Annotated in this window: 18 protein-coding genes; 17 read left to right on the top strand and 1 reads right to left on the bottom strand. The window is 43.5% G+C overall.

Going from position 1 to position 20,794, the window contains the following annotated elements:
- The first annotated feature begins 32 nt into the window (after positions 1–32).
- From glgA to rpmF, 17 genes are all read left to right on the top strand, one after another.
- A complete protein-coding gene (gene glgA, locus FRZ06_05335) occupies positions 33–1,457 on the top strand; it encodes a glycogen synthase GlgA (protein QOX62809.1) in 1,425 nt (474 codons plus the stop codon).
- An 87-nt stretch (positions 1,458–1,544) separates the two neighbouring features.
- On the top strand, positions 1,545–3,980 hold the full coding sequence (locus tag FRZ06_05330; protein QOX62808.1) for a glycogen/starch/alpha-glucan phosphorylase: 2,436 nt from the start codon (positions 1,545–1,547) through the stop codon (positions 3,978–3,980).
- A complete protein-coding gene (locus FRZ06_05325) occupies positions 3,940–5,904 on the top strand; it encodes a glycoside hydrolase family 13 protein (GenBank protein QOX62807.1) in 1,965 nt (654 codons plus the stop codon). Before FRZ06_05330 ends, FRZ06_05325 begins: the two co-directional genes overlap by 41 nt.
- A 211-nt stretch (positions 5,905–6,115) precedes the next feature.
- Complete coding sequence (locus FRZ06_05320) at positions 6,116–8,455, top strand: anaerobic ribonucleoside triphosphate reductase (GenBank protein QOX65839.1); 2,340 nt, start codon at positions 6,116–6,118, stop codon at positions 8,453–8,455.
- Complete coding sequence (gene nrdG / locus FRZ06_05315) at positions 8,452–8,943, top strand: anaerobic ribonucleoside-triphosphate reductase activating protein (protein QOX62806.1); 492 nt, start codon at positions 8,452–8,454, stop codon at positions 8,941–8,943. Before FRZ06_05320 ends, nrdG begins: the two co-directional genes overlap by 4 nt.
- A 133-nt stretch (positions 8,944–9,076) precedes the next feature.
- Positions 9,077–9,268 (top strand): 50S ribosomal protein L28, encoded by a 192-nt coding sequence (gene rpmB, locus FRZ06_05310; protein QOX62805.1) that lies wholly within the window; start codon positions 9,077–9,079, stop codon positions 9,266–9,268.
- A 424-nt stretch (positions 9,269–9,692) separates the two neighbouring features.
- On the top strand, positions 9,693–10,397 hold the full coding sequence (locus tag FRZ06_05305; protein QOX62804.1) for a hypothetical protein: 705 nt from the start codon (positions 9,693–9,695) through the stop codon (positions 10,395–10,397).
- A 79-nt stretch (positions 10,398–10,476) separates the two neighbouring features.
- Positions 10,477–11,037, top strand: coding sequence for a hypothetical protein (locus FRZ06_05300; GenBank protein QOX62803.1), 561 nt, complete (start codon positions 10,477–10,479; stop codon positions 11,035–11,037).
- 444 nt (positions 11,038–11,481) lie between these two features.
- A complete protein-coding gene (locus FRZ06_05295; GenBank protein QOX62802.1) occupies positions 11,482–12,174 on the top strand; it encodes an Asp23/Gls24 family envelope stress response protein in 693 nt (230 codons plus the stop codon).
- Between the two features lie 27 nt (positions 12,175–12,201).
- Positions 12,202–14,244: an ATP-dependent DNA helicase RecG gene (gene recG, locus FRZ06_05290; GenBank protein ID QOX62801.1), complete on the top strand. Its 2,043-nt coding sequence runs from the start codon at positions 12,202–12,204 to the stop codon at positions 14,242–14,244.
- Positions 14,245–14,311: 67 nt separating this feature from the next.
- Positions 14,312–14,884 carry a 16S rRNA (guanine(966)-N(2))-methyltransferase RsmD gene (gene rsmD / locus FRZ06_05285; GenBank protein ID QOX62800.1) on the top strand — a complete coding sequence of 191 codons (573 nt, stop codon included), beginning with the start codon at positions 14,312–14,314 and terminating at the stop codon, positions 14,882–14,884.
- Between the two features lie 81 nt (positions 14,885–14,965).
- Positions 14,966–15,451 carry a pantetheine-phosphate adenylyltransferase gene (coaD, locus tag FRZ06_05280; protein QOX62799.1) on the top strand — a complete coding sequence of 162 codons (486 nt, stop codon included), beginning with the start codon at positions 14,966–14,968 and terminating at the stop codon, positions 15,449–15,451.
- Between the two features lie 17 nt (positions 15,452–15,468).
- Complete coding sequence (locus tag FRZ06_05275) at positions 15,469–15,999, top strand: ATP synthase F0 subunit B (protein ID QOX62798.1); 531 nt, start codon at positions 15,469–15,471, stop codon at positions 15,997–15,999.
- A gap of 106 nt (positions 16,000–16,105) precedes the next feature.
- Positions 16,106–17,263, top strand: coding sequence for a hypothetical protein (locus FRZ06_05270; protein ID QOX62797.1), 1,158 nt, complete (start codon positions 16,106–16,108; stop codon positions 17,261–17,263).
- Entirely contained in the window at positions 17,260–18,486 is a 1,227-nt protein-coding gene (locus FRZ06_05265; protein QOX62796.1) for a nucleotidyltransferase, read from the top strand. The genes FRZ06_05270 and FRZ06_05265 overlap by 4 nt, the downstream gene beginning before the upstream one ends.
- Positions 18,487–18,594: 108 nt before the next feature.
- The gene (locus tag FRZ06_05260) at positions 18,595–19,803 is read left to right on the top strand and encodes an acetate kinase (GenBank protein ID QOX62795.1); all 1,209 of its coding nucleotides are present in this window, start codon (positions 18,595–18,597) and stop codon (positions 19,801–19,803) included.
- A gap of 100 nt (positions 19,804–19,903) precedes the next feature.
- Positions 19,904–20,086: a 50S ribosomal protein L32 gene (rpmF, locus tag FRZ06_05255; GenBank protein ID QOX62794.1), complete on the top strand. Its 183-nt coding sequence runs from the start codon at positions 19,904–19,906 to the stop codon at positions 20,084–20,086.
- 57 nt (positions 20,087–20,143) lie between these two features.
- On the opposite strand, the gene FRZ06_05250 is transcribed toward rpmF, so the two are convergent.
- Positions 20,144–20,731 carry a hypothetical protein gene (locus FRZ06_05250; protein ID QOX62793.1) on the bottom strand — a complete coding sequence of 196 codons (588 nt, stop codon included), beginning with the start codon at positions 20,729–20,731 and terminating at the stop codon, positions 20,144–20,146.
- Positions 20,732–20,794: the final 63 nt, after the last annotated feature.

Genomic DNA, 20,794 nt, shown 5'->3' with positions numbered 1-20,794 from the left:
TCTGAGATGGTTAAAGAATGGCAGGTGATTTTATGAATATCTTATTCATCAGTTCGGAGGCAGAGCCTTTTGCAAAAAGCGGAGGCCTTGGGGACGTGATCGGCTCCCTCCCAGGTGAACTGAACAAACTGGGAGCAGATGCCAGAGTGATGCTGCCCCTTTATCCCAAAATTCGGGAAATATATGAAGATCAATTGACGCTGCTCTGCGAGTGTACGGTGCCGCTTTCCTGGAGAACCCAGTATTGCGGAATCTACACGTTAAAACATGAAGGTGTCACCCTTTATTTCCTGGACAATGAACAGTATTTTAAAAGGGATGCATATTATGGCTATTACGATGATGGTGAGCGTTTTGCTTTCTTCTCCAAGGCCGCCCTCGAAGTGCTTCCATTGCTGGATTTTCAAGCGGAAATTCTTCACTGCAGTGAGTGGCAGACCGCCTTGGTTCCCGTATTCCTTAAAACGCTTTACCGCGGGAATTCTGCATATGACAGGCTGAGAACCGTATTTACCATTCATAATATTGAGTATCAAGGTAAATTTGATCCTGCCATACTCCAGGATGTACTGGGAATCTCTGAAGGAGAAAGAGGTGTTTTGGACTATAGCGGAGCCGTGAATTTTATGAAAGGTGCCATTGTGACCTGCGACCGTCTCACTACAGTCAGCAGTACTTACGCCGAAGAAATTACCTTTCCTTTCTACGGAAAAGGACTTGAGAACATTATCAAGGAGAACAGTTACAAACTTCATGGCATTTTAAACGGAATAGACACGAAGCTACACAATCCATCAAAGGATCCTTGCATAACTGTAAAGTATTCGAAAAATTCCATAGACAAAAAAATAGAGAATAAAAGAGCGCTTCAGGCTGAACTAGGTCTGAATGCTGATGATGAAATCCCAATAATCGCCATGATCGGTAGGCTGACAGAGCACAAGGGAATCGACTTGGTGATCAGTGTTTTTAAAGAAATCATGAAAGAAAAAATCCAGTTTGTCCTGCTCGGAACAGGGGAAAAGCAATATGAAGATTTTTTCAATGAAATGGCGGGAAAATATCTTGGGCGGGTCTCTGTCACCACCAGCTTTTCTGCAGAGAGAGCCAGCCGGATCTATGGAGGAGCGGATCTGTTTCTCATGCCTTCCGTCAGTGAACCCTGCGGATTGGCTCAAATGATTGCCCTTCGCTATGGAACCATTCCTGTGGTCAGGGAAACAGGGGGACTGAAGGATAGTATCGAGCCCTTTGATCCGGGAAGTGAAACCGGAAACGGAATCACGTTTCAATCTGTCAATGCCCATGATATGCTTGGAGCAATCCAGCGAGCGATTGCACTGTATTGGGATAAGGAAATATGGAACAAGATTATTAATAACGGAATGAACACGGATTTTTCTTGGAAAGCCTCTTCAAAGCAATATATCAGGCTCTATAAGGAAATGCTAAAATAAGATTGAAATTCAGCGGCTCTTAATCTCCGCCCCATGAAGGGAATGGAGTCTTTGAGCCGCTTGTAATAATAGAAAGGTTACCTGCTTATGGACTATGTTTATACATCGCAAGATATTTCACGTTTAATTGAAGGAAAACTGACAAGATACTTTGGAAGGGAGTCTGGCAATGCTACAAAGCACCAGATCTTTCGTGCAGCCTGCTATGTGGTAAGGGACATCTTATCAGAGCTTTGGCTGACAAACAGTGACGCGGTATGTTCACAAACTGAAAAACAAGTTATCTATCTGTCCATGGAATTTTTACCCGGAACTTCCCTTCGCAATAATATCTTTAATTTAGGATTAGAAGAACCGTTTCAGGAAGCACTGGGAGAACTGGGCGGAAATCTGGAGGAGCTTTACCGGATGGAGCCAGATGCAGGGCTGGGAAACGGTGGCCTTGGAAGGCTGGCCTCCTGTTATCTGGATGCAATCTCATCACAGGGTATGTTCGGCCAGGGCATGTCGATCTGCTACGAGTACGGGATTTTCAAACAGCAGATCAAAGACGGCAGACAGGTGGAACAGCCTGATGACTGGCTGGATCTTGGGGAAAGCTGGCTGATCACCAAGGAAGATGAAGCGGAAGAAGTGCATTTTGGCGGAAAACTAACGGAAGTTTGGGATGACAAGGGGCGAATGAAGCTCATTCACTCAGACTATACCACAGTCATTGCGATCCCAAGGGATATGCTGATATCAGGATATGGCAGCGGTGTGGTCAATACCCTCCGGCTTTGGCAGTCTACTTCGCCCATCAGCATTGATATGGAGCTCTTTGCCAAAGGAGAATATCTGAAGGCCATGGAGGAAAAGCATCAGGCTGAGATTATTTCAAAAATCCTATATCCGGAGGATGCCCACGATGAAGGGAAAATTCTCCGCATGAAACAGCAATACTTTTTTATTTCTGCTTCCATGCAGACCCTTACCAAACGCCATCTTTGCACCTATGGCAGCCTTGACCGGTTCTATGAAAAGATTGCCGTGCATATCAACGATACCCATCCTACCATGGCAATTCTTGAATTGATGCGCATACTCATGGATGATCACGAATATGAATGGGATGATGCATGGAACATCGTAACAAAAACCGTATCTTATACAAATCATACCGTCATGCCGGAAGCCCTGGAACAATGGCCGGAAGCACTGTTCGCAGGACTTCTTCCAAGACTTCATTCGATACTGAAGGAAATCAATCGTCGTTTCAATGACGCGCTTCACGATGCTTTTCCAGCCAATGAAATGCGGAGAAATGAGATGGCTGTCATTTTCAACGGCAAAATCCGCATGGCCAATCTCTGTGTTGCCGCATCCCATACCGTCAACGGAGTTTCGGCATTGCACAGCGGCATCATAAAAGAGAAGCTTTTCAGCGGTTTCAGTGAAATGACACCAGGCAAATTTACCAATGTAACCAATGGAATTGCCTACAGGAGATGGCTTTGTCAAGCAAATCCAAAGCTCTCCGGCTTCATTGAAGAGCTTTGTGGACCGGGCTTTAAACGGGATTCCAGAGAACTGGAAAAACTTCTCGCATACAAAGAGGACCGCATAGTATTGGAACAGCTGGCAGTCATCAAACGAGACAATAAATTGCGCCTGGCAGAAAAAATTAAAAACAGTAATGGGATTATCGTAAACCCAGACTCGATCTTTGATGTTCAGGTAAAGCGTCTCCATGAGTACAAACGGCAGCTTTTGAACCTGTTTCATATCATCGACCTTTACAACCAAATCAAAGAAAATCCCAATTTGGAGATCCAGCCTAGAACGTTTATTTTTGGAGCCAAGGCGGCAGCCGGGTACTATATGGCAAAGCAAATTATCAGACTGGCCTGCAAGCTTTCGGAGCAGCTGGAAAAGGATCCTGTCATCAGAGACCGGATTAAAATCGTCTTTTTGGAGAATTACTCTGTCTCGTTATCGGAGATGATCATGCCCGCAGCAGATCTGTCTGAGCAGATTTCTCTTGCGGGTACAGAAGCTTCCGGTACGGGAAATATGAAGCTTATGCTCAACGGTGCGGTGACCATTGGTACCATGGATGGAGCCAACGTAGAAATTTACAATGCCGTCGGAAAAGAGAATATCTTCCTTTTCGGTATGAGTGTAGAAGAGGTAGAAAAACTAAAAGGGCAAGGCCTTTACAGTCCATGGGGCTTTTATCAGGATAACAGATCCATCTCTGAAATCATTAAATTCCTTGCAGGGGGTATTCCTGGTGAAAACTTCGGTGATATCATCAATTCGCTGACCACAGGCTACAATGGAGAAGCGGATCATTATTTCGTGATTGCAGACTTTGAAAGTTATAAAAATGCCCAGCAGGAGGTTTCTGCTGCTTATAGAGACACCCAGCGCTGGGGAGGGATGTCTCTGACCAATATTGCCAAAGCAGGTGTTTTCTCAGCAGACCGAAGTGTCAGAGAATATGCCGATAAAATTTGGGGGATCAAATCGATCAATGATTGAATTTAATTCACAAAAAACATTTTATAAAACGCCCTTTGGGGCAGTGCCACGGCACACAGACCTGTCGTTTCGAATCCGGATTACAGACGGCAGGTCTGTTGCTTCTGCATGTTTGGTTCTCTCCTCTGACGAGGGGGAAATCTCCAGAGTTGCAGGCGCTTCTGACAATAAAGACGAGAAAGGAGGGAAATCCCTCTATCAATTTTCTTTGCGGGTGGAGACAATAGGCCTTTTCTTTTATCATTTCGAGGTAACCTATCAAGCAGACGGGAACGAGGAGGCAACAGCAGGAGACCAGACAAGGATCAATTCAGAATCAAATGATGCAAAGGGAGAACCGATTCCATTTGAAAAAACCCCAGGATATCAGCTAACGGTTTATTCGGAGGATTTTCAGACGCCGGACTGGCTGAAATCCGGACTAATGTATCAGATTTTCCCCGATCGCTTTGCCAGGAGCGATGCTTACATAGCTCCTGAGCAGAACAAACGTTATGTAAAGCGATCCGACTGGGGGGGAATCCCCAACGGGCTGCCCGATGAAAATGGTATTGTACAGAACAACGACTTCTTCGGCGGAAATCTGAGAGGAATCATCGAGAAGCTTAATTATCTGGAAGAACTGGGCGTTACGGTGATCTATCTCAACCCAATTTTTGAAGCCTACTCAAATCATCGCTACGATACAGCGGATTACAAAAAAATCGATCCTATGCTGGGAACAGAAGAGGACTTTCGTGAGCTGTGCAGGTGCGCAAGAGCGCGGGGAATTCGAATTATTCTGGATGGAGTCTTCAACCATACGGGAAGCGACAGCCTGTATTTTAATAAAACAGGTCGATTTCCTGTGACAGGCGCCTATCAGAGCAACGAATCACCTTATTATAATTGGTATCGGTTTATCAATCATCCCGATGAATATGAATCATGGTGGGGCATCGATACGCTGCCGCATATCAATGAAACGGAACCATCCTATCTGGACTTTATTGCCCGTTCTGAAGACTCGGTGATCCGTCACTGGATGCGGCAGGGTGCTTCGGGATTTCGACTTGATGTTGCCGATGAACTTCCTGATGAATTTCTGGAAGCAGTAAGACTAGCCGTCAAGGAGGAAGATCCGGATGGTGCCCTGATCGGTGAAGTCTGGGAAGATGCTTCCAATAAAATCTCCTATGGAAGCCGCAGAGCATATTTTCAGGGTCGTCAGCTCGACAGCGTTATGAATTATCCGCTGAAAAACGGCGTCATCGATTATCTTATTCATCATCATAACGGAAAAACACTGGAAAATCTAATAAATAGCTTATGGGAGAACTATCCGCAGCCGGCCTTTTCTTCATTGATGAATCTTCTGGGTACCCATGACACCCCTCGTATTCTGACGGTACTTTCGGATGAAGGCAGAGGAGAGGAGTATTCACGGCAGCGACTCTTTCTTGCTTGGATGATCATTTCCTTTATGCCGGGAATTCCATGTGTTTATTATGGAGATGAAATCGGAATGGCCGGTGGAAAGGATCCGTATAATAGATTGTGCTTTGAGCCGGAACGAGGAAACCAACAGATTCTTCGGTTTTACAGGAGACTCAATGATTTTACAAAAAAAATCACCAAGCTTCAAAATTATGTCTACCAGCCGCGCTCTGCAGAAGGAAGCTTTTATTCGTTCTCCAGAACGGGGACAATGGGCCGATTAATCGTTGCGGTGAACAGCGGCAGTCAGGATTGTCTGGTAAATCTTGCTATGAAAGAGGGGGAACACCTTCAGGATCATCTGATCAGCGGAACCGTTCTTTTCGAGAGACAAGGTGTCTATCGTATCAAAGAAAATTCAGGTATAACTGCCTATATTGTCAAAAAAAATAGTTCTGATCCTTTCGGTATTGTCGAAAAAAATAGTTCTCATCGCTCCGGCTTTTAAAGAGATACGCTTTACCCAGCAATACCCTTATTTGCGCCGTTATCTAACCTTGATTTTCTGAAAGGTTAATGGCCGGAGGCTATTGACAAGGCGGCATCCTCCAATTATGATAATTAGGTTGGAAAAGTACCATATCTTGTATTGCAACATTTTGCATTCACAAGTAATATGGTTTGGAATTGCATAACGGAGGTACATAACAGTGGAGAAAATCAATCAAATTATTAAAAGAGACGGACGTTGTACCGATTTTAACATCGATAAAATCGCAAATGCGATTTATAAAGCCGCAGCAGTTTTGGGCGGGAAAGATCATGAGATGTCGCTTGATCTTGCTCAAAGAGTTGAGGAATATCTGTTGCAGGGTCAATTAAGAGACGGCTGCCCAACGGTTGAACAGGTTCAGGATGCAGTGGAAAAAGTTCTGATCGAACATGGACATGCCCGTACAGCCAAAGAATATATTCTTTACCGTGCAGAACGGACAAGAATCAGAGAAATGAATACCCGCCTGATGAAGGTGTATGAAGATCTCACCTTTAAAGAGGCTCAAGATAACGATATCAAGAGAGAGAATGCCAATATCGACGGCGATACAGCCATGGGTACGATGCTGAAATACGGATCGGAAGGCGCAAAGCAGTTTTATGAAATGTTTGTTTTACATCCCGAACATTCTAAGGCCCATCGGGAAGGAGATATCCATATCCATGATCTGGATTTTTTGACTCTGACGACAACATGTTGTCAGATCGATCTGGAAAAACTGTTTCAAGGCGGATTTTCTACCGGTCACGGATTTTTAAGAGAACCCAATGATATCCAGAGCTACGCAGCACTTGCCTGCATTGCAATTCAGTCCAACCAGAATGATCAACACGGAGGACAGAGTGTTCCAAACTTTGATTATGGCATGGCCAGCGGTGTAAAAAAGACCTATAAAAAGCTCTATTGGGGCAATCTTGGAAAAAGCATGGACATCCTGTGCGATACCGCCGATGGCGTTGCCAAGGCAAAAGAAATCGGTGCGCTGGTATTCAAGGAGCACGGACTGGAACCGAATATGGCAGACAGCAACGATTACGGAAAAAAAGAAGCGAAATATCTGAAAGAGTTTTTGACACAGGATCAAATAAAAAAGGTTCAGCAGGTTGCAAAAACCTATGCTCAGAAAGAAATCAAACGGGCTACCTATCAGGCCATGGAAGCCTTTGTACATAACTTGAACACGATGCACTCCAGAGCGGGAGCACAGATTCCCTTCAGCTCCATCAATTACGGAACTGATACAAGCCCAGAAGGTCGTCTTATTACGGAAAGTGTCTTGATGGCTACGGAAGCGGGTCTGGGAAACGGGGAAACGGCCATTTTCCCGATCCATATTTTCAAAGTCAAGGAAGGAATCAGCTACAATCCCGGTGATCCCAATTATGATTTATTTCAGCTAGCCTGCAGAGTTTCCGCAAAGAGACTATTCCCGAACTTCTCATTCCTGGATGCTCCTTTTAATCTGCAGTTTTACAAGCCCAATAATCATGATACGGAAGTAGCTTATATGGGCTGCCGTACCAGGGTCATCGCAAATGTAAATGATCCATCCAGGCAGACGGTTGGAGGCAGAGGCAATCTGAGCTTTACGTCCATCAATCTTCCAAGGCTGGCCATCAAAGCCAATGGAAATCTGGATATCTTCTTTGAAGATCTGGATCGCAAGATTACACTGGTAGTTGATCAGCTGATGGAGCGGTATAAAATTCAGGCAACGAAGAAAGTAAAAAATTATCCTTTCCTTATGGGGCAGGGAATTTGGATGGATTCGGACAAGCTTGGACCGAATGACAGCATCGCTGAGGTCTTAAAGCACGGCACACTGACCATGGGCTTTATCGGCCTTGCGGAGTGTCTCAAAGCGCTTGTAGGCAGTCACCACGGTGAAACCAATGAAGCAAGAAACCTCGGCATGGAAATCGTCGGCTATATGAGAAAGAGAATGGATGAGGAATCGGCAAAGACCGGTTTTAACTATACTTTGATTGCAACACCTGCCGAAGGCCTGTCAGGGAGATTCGTGAGAATAGACCGGGAGAAATATGGAACGATAGAAGGTGTAACAGACAGAGAATACTATACCAACTCCTTCCACATTCCGGTTCATCACAATATTTCCGCCTTTGATAAGATCAAGATCGAAGCGCCGTATCACAAGCTTACCAATGCAGGGCATATCACCTATGTTGAGCTTGACGGAGATCCAACTAAGAATCTTGATGCATTTGAACGGATCGTTCGCTGCATGAAGGAAAGCGGGATCGGATATGGTTCCATCAATCACCCTGTAGATAGAGATCCCATCTGCGGTTATACGGGGATCATCGATAATCAGTGCCCTAAGTGTTCCAGAACAGAAGATCAGGGCGATATTGGCTTTGAGCGGATCAGAAGGATTACCGGGTATCTGGTGGGAACTGTAGACAGATTCAACAATGCAAAAAAAGCAGAAGAACACCAAAGAGTGAAGCATAATATTGAATGTGGATTTGAAACAATATGACAGACAGTAATATAAAGCTGCGGATTGCCGGAGTTGTGAGAGAATCCATCGTTGATGGGCCTGGGATTCGGTTTGTGATCTTTGCACAGGGCTGTCCCCATCATTGCGAGGGCTGTCATAATGAATCCACCCATGATTTTAAGGGAGGCTATGATTGTGATTTGAGCAGGATTCTTGCTGAAGTCGATAAAAATCCGCTGCTGTCCGGCGTGACCTTTTCAGGGGGCGAGCCCTTCAGTCAGGCACAAGGTTTCTACGAACTTGGTGTAGAAATAAAAAATAGAGGACTTGATATTCTCGCTTATTCCGGGTATACTTTTGAAGAGTTAACGAAATTAGCAGAGCAAGACAAATACATCGAGAAGCTTTTGGATGTGATTGATTCTCTTGTGGACGGTCCTTTTATTCTGGAAGAGCGGGATCTGACACTAGAGTTTCGCGGAAGCAGAAATCAGCGTTTTCTTAAAATGGCTGATTACCGAAAATAGTGTTTTGGTGAAGTTTTATGCTTGATCAAAAAAGTGTTTTACAAGAGGAATTGTATATGGTATAATACCCCTTGTTTGATGTAAAAATTTGTTTGCTTAAAAAAGCATTGCAATATAGAAGGAGGTGCGGCAGATGTCAAGAAAGTGTGAAATATGTGGTAAGGGTCAAGTTTCTGGAAATAACGTTTCCCATTCCAACAGACATACAAGAAGAAAGTGGAATGCAAACATTCAGACTGTTAAAGTTGATGTAAACGGAACAGTTTCAAGAAAGAACGTATGCACTCGTTGCATTCGTAGCAACAAAATCAACCGCGCTATCTAATACTTATTTCCATTTTAATTGAGTATGAATTATCCTCAATTAAGGAAATAGAAGTGCATTGTTCGGTAATGATACATTGACGAACAAGACGAATCGAAACAGTACAAAAACCTGCACCACCGGTGCAGGTTTTAAATTGTAGACAAATCCCATCACCAGGCGGCTTGCCAATGATGGGATTTTCGTTTTTTTGGTTCTATAATAAATGTTGGGGTGACCATCAATCAAAGATGGTTCCCTAATACATTATAATTGAAAAATTCGCAGCAGTTAGCAGGAGTATGCAACATTACAGTAAATATGTAAAATATTTATAATAAGTTGACAAATTACCTTAATAGACTTAAAGTAGAAGTAAATTAAACATCATTAGATGAAACACGATAACTAAAAGGGGTGTTTCGATTACAGAAAGGATCAAGATATGAAAAAGAAAACTTTATTGCTGTTAGTTTTTGCATTGTTTATAACAGCGACATTCCCTTTGGGTGTCTTTGCAGACACACCCGCTATGGATACCAGTACAGGTGATTTAGTTGTTGAATCACTTGAAGATTACCCAACAGTAGGTTCTCCTGATGCCGATTTTACAAAAGGTGTGAGGATTGGTAATGCGGTTTATACAATTACTGATGAAAATGGGAATGACCCGTTTAAAGAAACTGAGCTAAGCAGCAATGCTCAAATTATGGCAACATCTGCATTGGGAGTTACTGCTGTTTATGCGTACCCAGCCTATTATGAAGGTGGGTCTTATTACTACTGGTCAGATAAGTATACGTCACAGTTGTGGCCCAGCGGTGCGTGGTCCCGGGTAGATGTATATCCAACAAACTCTCAATATAATAAGTGGATTAGTACTTTTAATTCAGTAGGAAAAACATGGTCTCATTATAGGCTTCGTGCTACATACCAGTTAGATTCTGATACCATTCAATATTTCATTCAAGATAACGGCAAGAATTCCGCTTATAAAGCGCCTGACGGTATTTACACGCTCACAGTTACAACATATCCTGTGAATGGTCAATGGGCTAATAATGGTTCTTATCAAGGCATAAACTATCAAAAGTCAAATGGAGAATGGAAAAGCTTGGTGGATGTATGGGTTTACACTGTACCTAAATAAAGACTTTTATTTTGTAGGCGTACTGATCGAAGCGCACAAGACAATCTCAATCGTAGGTCATGATATATGGAGGAAATTTATGATTACAGGCATTGGAGCGAATTCTAATTTTGTGAATACTTACAGCACCAGGAACACAGAAAAACAGAAGCATTACACGCCGAGTACGCTGGATCGAAGAAAAGAGGCAGAAAGCGTATTGGCTTCTCAATCCGATCAAGACACGGATATAAAAAGCTTATATGAAGCAGAGCAAACTTCGACATTTTTTAGAATAGAAGAACAACAGAAGGAGAACGATGCAGCGCAAAGTAAGGTTTCAGTCCCTAGATTGACAAAGGAGGATTTGACGGCAATTGAGACTGGATTAAATGCTTCTGACGATCCACGAAGATATTATGATGCCGCATTTGACTTATTTATCAAAGGAGTGCTGAAAACCGAGGATGCGCCGAAGCTTTTCGAGCTTTGTAGTGCTACAGGAGAAATAGAAATTGTTGAAGGCGGTTTGCCGGATATCGACTTCTTCGGTAGTATGGAAGAACCGGGTTATATTGAAAATTTAGTAAAAACAGTCCTTGCAAGGCTAAAAGACGAGCTGGAAATACCACTTGAGTCTGAAAGAAACAGAGCAGAATAGGTTCTTAAAACAATCGGATTTTGTCATTTCTGTTTAGCAAAACGCTGATTGATTACGTGCTTCCACAGTCTTACCATAAAAAGAAGAAGGGGGGTTCTCTTTGATTTTATTGAAAATCATTTGGAGATCCCCCCTTTTTATATGTTTTTGTATGAAAATTTGTTTGATAGCCTATTTCCCTTTGGCAGGGCAATCAGCAGTTAAACAGCTTGAAGCCGCAGAAGATCATCAGACAGCCCATTATGATCAGCCATAGCTTCGAGGGCAGAAAAAACGCACATATTGTTACTATGCCGATCACAAACAAAAGCAGTCCGAATAATTCTATTTCCCCCGGCCTTCTTCCGCAGCATAAAAATCTCCTGAAATCTCTGAACATCGTGATCACATCCCAATCCTGCACCGGCAGTAAAAATTCTACGCATAGTCGCGGTGAATCAGCCGATGCCGCTAATTTATACCACAAGGGGGTCATGCATTCAACAGAAGAAACACAAAGATCAGGACGAGAAGGATCAGCAGCACATACCAGACAATAGCCGGGACGGCATGTATGATAATGACCGCGCCCGCGATCGCCATAACAACTCCTATCAATCTGATCACTACCGTATTTCTTCTCAATGCATACCACCCATATCCATTGTATGTTTGCAAATACGCGATCGTGCAAAAATTATTTTTCATTTCATACAGAATGTGATAAACTTAAAATCAGCTCAACTACAGCAGAAGGGGGTATCACTGTTGCTTTATAAAGTGGAAGCCAGGGATGGCAGCATTTCCATCGATAAAAATGTTGTTGGGAAAATTATTGCCAAGGCTGTGGAACAATTTGGCGGAAAAGTTCTGATTTCTAATCATAGAGGTCGAGTGGCCGGTTTTGCGGCAAAAATCGGCGTAGCCGACGATATCAGCTATATGGAAATTAATCTGGGAAAAAACGGTCTGGATATTCGTTTTTATATTCTGATTCGATTTGGAACGAGCATCAACCGTGTAACGGAGCAGCTCATCTCAACGGTCAAAAAAAATACGGAAGAGATTACCGGTCTTGAGGTGAACAGCGTCGCAGTGGTGGTAACGGGCATGGTCTCAAAGCAAACCGCCCGAAGAAATATTGAGGTCAAAGGATAAAGTAAAGAGGAGAACCGAGGATTCGGAATGGATTTACACAGTAAAGCAACTTCGATAAAAGGCATTGGACCGAAAAAGTCCGTTGCATTGAATAAACTGAATATAGACACCTTGGAGGATTTTCTGTTTTATTATCCCAGGGATTATGAGGATCGGCGGGATCTGAGAAAGATATCGTCCCTGCAGGACGGGGATCTTGCATTGGTAAAAGGAAAGCTGATCCTTATCGTAAAAGGGAAGGTCAGGTTTCCCAGAAAACAAACCTTAAAGCTTTTGGTTCAGGACGAGACCGGTGCAATGGAGGTTGTTTTTTTTCATGCAGCATATCTGGAAAAAACCTTAAAAAAGGATGAGGAATATTTATTTTACGGCAAGGTTTCCGACAATATGGGAAGAATACAAATGCTGCATCCTGATGTGTCAAAAAGTGAAGACAGCAGTGAGCAGGGAATTTTACCCATCTATCCGCTGGCAGGAGGAATTACTCAGAGTGAAATGAGAAAATGGCAGAGGGAGGCACAAAAGCAGCTCTCTGAGATGGAAGAATATCTTCCGGAAAACACACTCGCCCAGAACCGACTCTGCGGGATTCGTCATGCTGTAGAGAATATTCATTTTCCTCAGGATAAAAAGCGGCTCATGGAAGCAAAATACAGGCTTATTTTTGATGAACTTCTTTTCCTTCAAACCGGTCTGCTGATGATACGCAACCGGATGACGGCAGGAAAGACAGGAATCTTTTTTTCGCCACAAGCAAAAGTGGACGAATTTCTAGCCACACTACCCTATCAATTGACCGGTGCACAGAGCAGAGTACTGGCGGAAATCAACAGCGACATGGAATCGAACAAGGTGATGAACCGACTGGTTCAGGGTGATGTGGGCTCTGGAAAGACCGTGATAGCCGCTGCGGCCATGTTTAAAGCCGCCAAATGCGGCTTTCAGGCCGTTTTAATGGCACCCACCGAGCTTTTGGCCAGGCAGCACTTTGATGGGCTGAAATCGATGTTTTCAGTTTTTGGTCTCAAAGTAGGATTTTTATCCGGAAGTCTCGCAGCAAAAGAAAAAAAGGCAGTCCTTGAGCAAATTGAATCAGGTGCACTAGATCTCATCATCGGAACACATGCCGTGATCCAGCCGGGAGTAACCTTCTCAAATCTTGGTCTTGTGATCACCGACGAGCAGCATCGTTTCGGCGTAAATCAGCGCGCTGTTCTCACAAAGAAAGGCCAGAACCCGGATGTTCTGGTTATGACGGCAACGCCCATTCCCAGAACGCTGGCAGTAATCTTATATGGCGATCTGGATATTTCCATCATTGATGAAATGCCGCCGGGAAGGCAGCAGATCATAACCCGCGCTGTAAAAGCAAACGGACGGGAAGCCTCATACGAATTTGTGAGAAGGGAAGTGAAAAAGGGGCGTCAGGCTTATGTGGTTGCACCGCTGATCGAAGATTCCGAGACGTTGGATGCAAGGTCGGCACTGGGGCTTTATGATGAACTGAAAAACCGCTTTTTCGATTTCTCTGTTGCGTTCTTACATGGAGCTATGAAACAGGCAGATAAAGATCGCATCATGCAGGAATTTTATGCGGGAGAAATACAAATCCTGATTTCAACGGTTGTTATTGAGGTCGGGATCAATGTACCAAATGCCACCATCATGCTTGTAGAAAACTCTGAGCGGTTCGGCCTTGCCCAGCTCCATCAGCTTAGGGGCAGAGTTGGAAGGGGCGAGGAGCAATCCTATTGCATTCTGATTTCCGACGGAGGCTCCAAAGTGGCAGAGGCCAGGTCTGAAATCATGAAAGCAACAAATGACGGATTTTTGATCGCAGAGAAAGATCTTGAACTCAGAGGTCCCGGAGAGTTTTTTGGAATGAGACAGCATGGCGTCCCTGAACTGAAGCTTGCAGATCTGGTAAAACATATAAAGATCCTTAAAACAGTACGAGAAGAAGCGGAGAAAATCCTATCAGAGGATCCTTTGCTGCAGAACGAGGCTCATTTGAGTTTTAAAAGGAAAATCGACAAAATGTTCCAAAATGTCGAAAATTTAAACATCTAAAAGATAAAAATTTGCTTTTGGATAATCTTATGGTAAAATAATTGCTGTAATCGCAATTATTTTATGGATTAAAAAGGAGGCAGCAGTATTGCGCATTATCGCTGGAGAATTGAAGGGCAGAAGACTGTTCACTCCAAAAGACAGTAACATCAGACCGACCACCGACAAGGTGAAAGAATCAATTTTTAGTATGATCGCTCCTTATTTGGAGGATGCGGTGGTCATTGATTTGTTTTCGGGAACGGGCAACCTGGGACTGGAAGCATTGAGCCGGGGGGCAGAACGCTGCTATTTTGGTGATAAGTCAAGATCCAGCATGGAGCTGACTCGTCAGAACATCGCTTATTGTAAACAGGAAGACAGGACCGTTGCAATCCTTGGGGATTATGAATATGTGCTTAGAAAGATCCCTGAAAAAGCAGACTTGATTTTTTTGGACCCGCCCTATGGAAAAGGACTTTTAGAACATTGTCTGGAGCTGATCGCAGAACGCTCACTTCTTTCAGAGGACGGCATCATCGTTGCGGAACACGGGATAAAAACACCTATGGAGGACAAGCTCCTGGGATTTACGAAGATAAAGGAAAAAAAATACGGAACCATAGTAATTAGTATTTATGCATTAGGAAATGCTGATTAAACCAAAAGCCCATCACGCCATGAAACGATGTGCTGCTTTTCATTCAATCAGTCCTTCCTTAGATTTGGAGGAAAAAAAGAAATGATAAAAAAAGTTCTCTACGCAGGCTCCTTTGATCCCATCACCAATGGCCATCTAGATCTGATCAACAGGGGGGCAAAGCTTGGAGATCATCTGATCGTAGGCGTGATCGAAAATATGTCAAAAACGCCCTTCTTCACAGTAGAAGAGCGGACGGATCTGATCAGAGAAGCCACAAGCCATATAAAAAATATCGAAATCGATCATTTCAGCGGACTTTTGGCTGACTATGTTAAAAAGAATAATATCGACGTAGTTCTGCGAGGTCTTCGAGCCACCATGGACTTCGAATATGAAATACAGATGGCACAGATGAACGCAAGGCTATATAATAATGACGTGGAGACGGTTTTTCTGATGACTTGTCCTGATTACTCATTTGTCAGCTCAAGTATCGTAAAAGAGGTATTCATGCTCAATGGGGATATTAAGGGCCTGGTACCGGATAATGTTTTGGATTACATGGAACGAAAATATAGAAAATAAAGGGAGGGATTCACTCAATGAAGGTTTTAGAACTATTGGATGAGATTGAAGAAATTGTGGATACAAGCTCTGGCTTTCCGCTTACAGGGAAAATATTAGTAGATGCAGAAGAGATCCTGGAAATCGTAAAAGAAATTCGTGTGGAGCTGCCCGATGAAATACAGCAGGCACAGTGGATCAAGGACGAACGTCAACGAATCCTGGAAGAGGCGAAACGTGAATATGAAACCATTCTGAAGGATGCTAAGGTTCAGGCGGAAGCACTGATTGAAAACGACGACATTACAGTAAAAGCCAAAATGCGTGCAGATGAAATCATGCGCGTTGCAGAAGCCAATGTTAAGGCTATGAAGCTTGGCGCCTTTGATTACATAGACAGCATCCTGTATAACTTTCAGGATAAAATGGATCAACTGAATTCCGTCTATTTCCACGATATGTTCAGTAATCTGCAGACAACCTTTGAAAAGGTCAACGGCACCATCGCAGATAACAGAAATGAAATCAAAGAAATGATCTATCGGGCGCAGATGGAAAGCAACGATTAAGAAAGAAAAGATATAGTAAGAACTGTTTGGTTTTGCATCTTTATTTTGAGATTAAATTCCAACAGGAACTATGAATATTCATGTTCCGGCATTAATATGATGGAACATGAACAGATTAAAAGGTAGAAGGACAATTTTCATACTGGCCGGAGCTCTGGCTTGCACCGGCTGTCTTATTATGATGGTGTTTCCAGCCATCGCTTTGAATGCAGCTCAAAAAGGCATTTCCTTGTGGGCAAGCTCCGTGCTGCCCGCATTGCTGCCTTTTTTTATTTGTGCAAATTTCATGACAGCCCTGGGTCTTCCCTCCTATATGGGAAGGATTTTCGAAAAGCCCTTTCAGAAGATCTTCGGTGCACCGGGGGTCTCTGCCTTTGTTTTTTCTGTCAGCATCACATCGGGCTATCCAATGGGTGCCAAGCTCATCGGAGATTTTGGCAGAAGCAGGTCCGTGACCTTGGATGAAGCAAAGAGTATGCTGACCTTTTGCAGCACCTCGGGTCCGCTTTTCATGCTGGGAGCTGTTGGAGCGGGGATGCTGGGTTCTCCCGCAGCCGGAGCGGTTATTGCTTTGTCTCATTATGCCGGCGCACTGCTGAACGGAATTCTATATCGGATTATCTCACCGGTTAAAAATCATTCCGTAAAAAGAAATCTGGATCGGATGGTTCTTCCAAAGGGCAGCATCTTGGATCTGTTTACTGATTCCTTGCTTTCTTCATTTCGCGCGCTGGGAATAATCTGTGGATATATTGTGCTTTTCATGATGATTACGGAATTTATTCAATTTTCCGGTGTATTAAACGTGATTTCCAGCGATTACGGCAAAGGGATTTTGAAGGGACTTTTAGAAATGACAGTGGGGTGCAGCGGAATCGCTAGAAGCAGCCAGATCACTTTGCTGTATCAAAGCATCCTATGTACCTTTTTAATCTCCTTCGGAGGGATTTCCGTCTATGCTCAGTCCATGAGTATGCTTTCGGGACTTCGCATTGGTCCGGGCTTTTATCTATTTTCAAAGCTTTCTCACGGTATGCTTGCCGCACTTATCGCATGGCTCATCGGACCATTGGTGCTGGGCAGCGAAGCCATCACTACAGGAGCCTTTGGAAGAGAAGAGATTGTAAGCAGTCTGGGGTTCTTTTCTCAATTGTTATTTTCCACCAAAATGGTTATAATGATTGTAATCCTGTTTCTCATCACAATATTTGCAGACAGTATTTTTAAAAACTATAAGCAGCATAAGACGGAGGATCGTTCATGAGGGTATTAGGAATCATAGCAGAATATAATCCATTCCATAACGGACACCTTTATCATCTGCAGGAGTCAAAACGGATGCTGAATCCAGACTATACCGTATGCGTGATGAGCGGCGATTTTACGCAGCGAGGGGAACCTGCCATGGCTGACAAATGGCTTCGTGCCTCCATGGCGGCTGCAAACGGAATTGACCTTGTCTTGGAACTTCCTTTCGCTTTTGCTTCGAATAATGCCGAATTTTTTGCCGCAGGGGCAGTGGATCTTTTGGACCGACTGGGCTGCGTTACGCATCTGTCCTTTGGCAGTGAATCAGGGGATCTGGCTCTTCTGAGAGAAACCGCAGCGTTTCTGACCTGTGAAACGGAAGAATTGAAGGCGGGGATCAAGGCATTTTCTGATCAGGGCATCTCTTTTCCGAAAGCCCGCTATGAATCGGTGAAGCGCTGTATCGGAGAAACAAGAGCCGAAGTACTAAAAAATTCAAACAATATTCTTGCAGTAGAATATTTAAAGCAGCTAAATATAAGAAATAGTTCCATAGAGCCTATCACAGTGACACGGTATGGGACAGGCTATCATGACAAAGAAACCTTTGAAGAGATCGCAAGTGCCACAGCGGTTAGGCATATACTTGGACAATCAGCAGACATCGACGCAGTTTCAAAGTTTATACCAAAGCCGTCTCTGGACGTACTCCAGAGCAGCAAGCTCCCTGTAAATCCAGGATTTAGACTGTTTTATCAGCTTCTGATCTATCGCATACTGACCACGGAAGCCTCGGTGCTGGGATCGGTTCTTTCAGCAACGGAAGGCTTGGAAAACAAATTGAAAAAGGCGGCTGTCCAGTCAAAGGACCCCGAATCTTTTCTGAGTGGAGTTTTATCAAAACGATATACCGCAACGAGAATTCAAAGACTGCTGACCCATACCCTGGTACATTTGGACAAGCATAGTTTTGAGAAAATTATCAGCGGCCAAATTAATTACGCCAGAGTTTTAGCGTTCAGCAAAAAGGGGGCCACCTTGATTAAAAAGATCAAAAAAGAGGAACGAAATACGATACCAATCCTGACCAACATCAATCGCGAGCTTGACAAAGATGCAAGGGAATGGCAGCTCCTGAAATTTGACATATTGGCTTCTGACATCTATCATCTGGCAGTCTGTGGGGAAACCTACAGCCGTTCTGATTATGTCATGAAGCCCTATCATCATTTGCCTTAAAAAGTTTGTTAAAATATTGTTTAACGCAAGATTTGTCAAATCGGCTTGAAAAAATATAAGTTTGGTCTATAATTATAAGAGTTGATTAAATTATTGGAGGATTTTTGAATGAAAGTATTAGTAATTAACTGCGGAAGTTCATCACTGAAATATCAGGTTCTTGATATGACAACCGAAACACTTTTAGCAAAGGGATTAGTGGAAAGAATCGGAATTGAAGGTTCCATCTTATCCCACGAAAAGATCGGGATGGACAAATTTAAGCTGACAACGCCGATGGCAAGTCATAAAGAGGCCATTGCACACGTTTTGGAAGCTTTGATTGACGCAGAGCACGGTGTTATTAGCTCAATGGACGAAATCGGAGCAGTGGGACATCGTGTTGTTCACGCAGGAGAAAAATATTCCAGCTCAGTGGTGATCAATGATGATGTCATCAAAGCACTGGAAGAATGCGTTGAATTAGCTCCGCTCCACAACCCGCCGAATCTTCTGGGTATCGCTGCTTGTCAGGAACTTATGCCGAGTACCCCGATGGTTGGCGTATTCGATACAGCGTTCCACCAGACAATGCCGCCGGAATCCTATATCTATGCGATTCCTTATGAGTATTATGATAAGTACAAGATCAGAAGATACGGCTTCCACGGAACCAGCCATAAGTATGTTTCAGAGAGAACAGCAGACATCCTTGGCGTAAATATTGAAGATCTTAAGATCATCACCTGCCACCTTGGAAACGGTGCCAGCGTTACAGCAATCAAAAGAGGAAAATCCATCGATACCAGCATGGGCTTTACCCCTCTGGAAGGCCTCGTAATGGGAACCAGATCCGGAGATATCGACCCTGCTATCGTATCCTATATCAGACAGAAGGAAAATCTTCCTGCAGGTGAATCCACAAACATCCTCAATAAGAAATCTGGTGTACTGGGTATCTCCGGTGTCAGCAGCGACTTCAGAGATCTTGAGGATGCCGTTGCAGCCGGAAATGAAAGAGCTGCATTAGCATTAAAAGTTTTCGCACATAAGGTAAGATTCTATATCGGTGCTTATATTGCTGAAATGAACGGCGTAGATGCCATCGTATTTACAGCAGGCGTAGGTGAAAACGATATCAACATCAGAGATCTGATCTGCAGCGAGCTTGGAAACCTTGGAATTAAGCTTGACCTTGTGAAAAACAAAGTCAAGGGTAAGGAAACCATCATCAGCAGAGAAGACTCAAAAGTAAAGATTTTATTGGTGCCAACCAATGAAGAATTAATGATCGCAAGAGATACCTTCAGCCTCGTTAAATATGGACATGTAAAATAAAGGTTGACAAGATTCTTGACGGCATATATAATTTAGAAGTTAGTTTGTATGGAACAACATAACTTTTATAGATTTCACGAGCAGAAGGAGGTGTAGAATAATGGCAGTTCCAAAGCGGAAAACATCAAAAGCGAGAAGAGACAAGAGAAGATCTCCTAATATGAAGATGGCAGCACCCGGATTATCAATTTGTCCTAAGTGCCACGAGCCTAAGCTTCCTCACAGAGTATGCCCGAATTGCAATTACTACGACGGTAAGGAAATAGTCGCCGCAGAAGCATAAAGACAACATAAACGCCAGCATTGCTGGCGTTTTCTTTTGCTGTATTCATATCTGTCATCATCGGCCCTTGGATTTGAGCCTTGCAGTAATCGCGAAAATGCTGGAAATTAAAAGTAAGATCACAAATATAAACAGGGGATCCCCCGTATCGAAAACTGACTTGGCAGCAACCGAATCTGTTGTTTCAAGAAAGCTGCGATAGTAAGCGTCTTCTCCGGCATCTCCGGTTCGGGGCTTTCCATCTGCAATTTCGATGATGCCGTTGGGGCCTGCAATGGGAATCAGAAGGGTTTCATCCTCCTTGTCCGGTTCTAAAAACAGCAAGAATGATGTTCCATCCTGCTGTGCTGTTTTGATATCTTCTATATCAAATGGATCAATTTCTGTTAAAATCAAGGATTCGCCAGAACCTCTGTAATACTTCTCAGCTTGAAAGGAAATGGGGGAGAAGTAGCCATGATAATCGATAGACTTTTTAATATCCTTAGAAAAATCATATGTTCCATAAGCTACAATCTCTGCACGTTGGTCCACCTCGGCTGGTTCTAGTTTGATCCAGCTAGTCGCATATCCACTCTTAGTGCTGCAAAGTACAATGATAGCAGCGAGTACCAGTTGCAACCCTACATTTATTCTTTTTCTCATATTCCCATCTTCCTTACTATTATTAAAGGATTAGACGGTAGGACTACTGATAAAGTTTCATTT

Source organism: Clostridiales bacterium (assembly GCA_015243575.1).
Lineage (GTDB): Bacteria > Bacillota > Clostridia > Peptostreptococcales > Anaerovoracaceae > Anoxybacterium > Anoxybacterium hadale.
Note: the sequence above shows the minus strand (reverse complement) of the source record. Positions and strands in the feature narration are given on the sequence as shown.

Bases quoted from the DNA above. Each gene is read 5' to 3' on its own strand.
- FRZ06_05250 (QOX62793.1), bottom strand. From the start codon at position 20,731: ATGAGAAAAAGAATAAATGTAGGGTTGCAACTGGTACTCGCTGCTATC.
- FRZ06_05300 (QOX62803.1), top strand. From the start codon at position 10,477: ATGATTACAGGCATTGGAGCGAATTCTAATTTTGTGAATACTTACAGC.
- recG (QOX62801.1), top strand. From the start codon at position 12,202: ATGGATTTACACAGTAAAGCAACTTCGATAAAAGGCATTGGACCGAAA.
- FRZ06_05325 (QOX62807.1), top strand. From the start codon at position 3,940: ATGCCGATAAAATTTGGGGGATCAAATCGATCAATGATTGAATTTAAT.
- glgA (QOX62809.1), top strand. From the start codon at position 33: ATGAATATCTTATTCATCAGTTCGGAGGCAGAGCCTTTTGCAAAAAGC.
- FRZ06_05305 (QOX62804.1), top strand. From the start codon at position 9,693: ATGAAAAAGAAAACTTTATTGCTGTTAGTTTTTGCATTGTTTATAACA.
- FRZ06_05265 (QOX62796.1), top strand. From the start codon at position 17,260: ATGAGGGTATTAGGAATCATAGCAGAATATAATCCATTCCATAACGGA.
- rpmB (QOX62805.1), top strand. From the start codon at position 9,077: ATGTCAAGAAAGTGTGAAATATGTGGTAAGGGTCAAGTTTCTGGAAAT.
- FRZ06_05270 (QOX62797.1), top strand. From the start codon at position 16,106: ATGAACAGATTAAAAGGTAGAAGGACAATTTTCATACTGGCCGGAGCT.
- FRZ06_05330 (QOX62808.1), top strand. From the start codon at position 1,545: ATGGACTATGTTTATACATCGCAAGATATTTCACGTTTAATTGAAGGA.
- rpmF (QOX62794.1), top strand. From the start codon at position 19,904: ATGGCAGTTCCAAAGCGGAAAACATCAAAAGCGAGAAGAGACAAGAGA.
- nrdG (QOX62806.1), top strand. From the start codon at position 8,452: ATGACAGACAGTAATATAAAGCTGCGGATTGCCGGAGTTGTGAGAGAA.
- FRZ06_05260 (QOX62795.1), top strand. From the start codon at position 18,595: ATGAAAGTATTAGTAATTAACTGCGGAAGTTCATCACTGAAATATCAG.
- coaD (QOX62799.1), top strand. From the start codon at position 14,966: ATGATAAAAAAAGTTCTCTACGCAGGCTCCTTTGATCCCATCACCAAT.
- FRZ06_05275 (QOX62798.1), top strand. From the start codon at position 15,469: ATGAAGGTTTTAGAACTATTGGATGAGATTGAAGAAATTGTGGATACA.
- FRZ06_05295 (QOX62802.1), top strand. From the start codon at position 11,482: ATGCCGCTAATTTATACCACAAGGGGGTCATGCATTCAACAGAAGAAA.